Raw genomic sequence first — 1810 nt, 5'->3', positions numbered from 1 at the left:
GCTGTCGCCGCAGGTGTTTCGGAGAATGATGCGAACGTCGGCAAAAACATGTGGGGCAAAAAGATGAATCTCCAAGTTCCTGCTTTCCAATATTTTTGCCACCCATTTTTTTGCCGGCTTCTTTTCCCATTCGGTTCATGAATGCTGCGGCCCCCCTTCTTATTTTCTACCAGAGTCCGCGCTACGGCGAAGATATTGCGGTCGCCATTGGGACGCGAGCCATTGGCGGGTTGTCGCTGGCGTTTGGCGATTTCATCTTTTATTGCAAACACGCTCCCCCTGCGGACTCGGCTCGCTCGTTTTGACTACAATCATCGCCGAGTCTCTCACCCCTACCTGACCGAGGATCCAATGAAGCGTTTTGACTTGCTCTCGCTCTCGCTGCTCCTGTTACTCTCGCCCACCCCGCTGGTGGCGCAGACTGCAACCATTTCGCCGGCCGCGACGCAGCAACCGACTGCCGCACAAACGTCTGGCGATACGACCACGAGCGTCAATCCAGGGATCAACGACAGCTTCCTTGATCCGGAAATGGATGTGCAAGCGTGGGTCGAGCGGTTTGAAGTCGAAAGCCGCGAGGTCTATCACGCTCGCGATGCGATCATGGCAGGATTGAACCTAAAACCGGGCGACCGGGTCGCCGATGTCGGTGCAGGCACCGGATTCTACTCGCTGCTCATGTCCACTGCGGTTGGTTCCAAAGGGTGGGTCTACGCCGTGGACATCTCGCCCAAATTTGTCCAATACTTGGTGGACCAGTTTGATCAACGCGGCGTCGAAAATGTCACCACGGTGATGTGCGATGACGACTCGGTTTGTTTACCGCCGGAATCGGTCGATCTGGCATTCATCTGTGACGTCTACCACCACTTTGAATTTCCCGAACAAACGATGCAGTCGATCTTCAATGCGCTTCGCCCAGGCGGACGAGTGGTGATTATCGATTTCGAGCGAATCCCCGGGGTGTCTCGTGAGTGGACGATCGGGCATGTTCGCGCCGGCAAAGAGACCTTCATCGACGAAGTGCAATCGGTTGGTTTTGAACTGACCGCCGAACGCAAGATCCCTGGTTTCAAAGAAAACTACTTCCTCGAATTTCGTAAGCCGGACCAGGCGGGCGATGAATAACCCACCACTCGAATCACCAGCTACCGACGCAGACGCCTCCGCTAATCACACACCGCTGGGTTTGGGTTCGGCGATGTTCTTGGTCGCGGCCAGCATGATCGGCGCGGGAGTCTATACGACCAGCGGATTCACGCTGGCGGCACTTGGATCGCCAGCGTGGGTACTGGCGGCGTGGACCACCGGAGGCGTGATCGCGATCTGTGGCGCAATTTGCTACGGCGCGCTGGCGCGTGAATTGACCGAATCGGGCGGCGAGTATTTGTTTCTTTCTCGCAAACTGCACCCGATCGCTGGCTTGATGGCCGGTTGGGTCTCGCTACTGGCCGGTTTTACGGGTGCGATCGCATTTGCCGCGACCACCTTCGAAGCCTATCTCGGCTGGCAAGACACCATGCCCAAGGGCAGCATCGCCACGACCGTCGTCGTTTTGGCGGCCATCCTGCATACGGTTGGGGTACGCCCTGGAGCTCGAGTGCAAGATCTAGTCGTAATCTTGAAATTCGTGTTGATCGCGGCTTTTGTGGTGATCGCCGTTGTGATGCATTCCAGTGCACCGGTGGACGTACCAGCCGAAGCGGTGACCAACGAAGCCGTACCCTGGACGACGTTTTCGTTGACGTTTGCCACTCAATTGATGTACATCTCGCTTAGTTTCAGCGGTTTTAATGCTGCCGTCTATATC

General features: G+C 56.4%; 3 protein-coding genes. 2 read left to right on the top strand and 1 reads right to left on the bottom strand.

The genetic code is table 11. The features are described 5' to 3' along the window. Nucleotides 1-272, bottom strand: a 272-nt coding sequence (locus tag ABX962_RS35580) for a hypothetical protein (protein WP_372726384.1), incomplete at its 3' end; no start/stop codon positions are given. 79 nt (nt 273-351) lie between these two features. On the opposite strand from ABX962_RS35580, the gene ABX962_RS35575 reads away from it, so the two are divergent. Together ABX962_RS35575 and ABX962_RS35570 are read left to right on the top strand one after the other, a co-directional pair. After that, on the top strand, nt 352-1128 hold the full coding sequence (locus tag ABX962_RS35575) for a methyltransferase domain-containing protein (RefSeq protein WP_372726383.1): 777 nt from the start codon (nt 352-354) through the stop codon (nt 1126-1128). Beyond that, nucleotides 1121-1810 (top strand): APC family permease (locus ABX962_RS35570; RefSeq protein WP_372726382.1); only part of this gene is annotated, 690 nt, incomplete at its 3' end. The genes ABX962_RS35575 and ABX962_RS35570, both read left to right, overlap by 8 nt.

Source organism: Novipirellula sp., from assembly GCF_041583735.1.
Taxonomy (GTDB): Bacteria; Planctomycetota; Planctomycetia; order Pirellulales; family Pirellulaceae; genus Novipirellula.
This window is presented reverse-complemented; position numbering and strand designations above follow the sequence as displayed.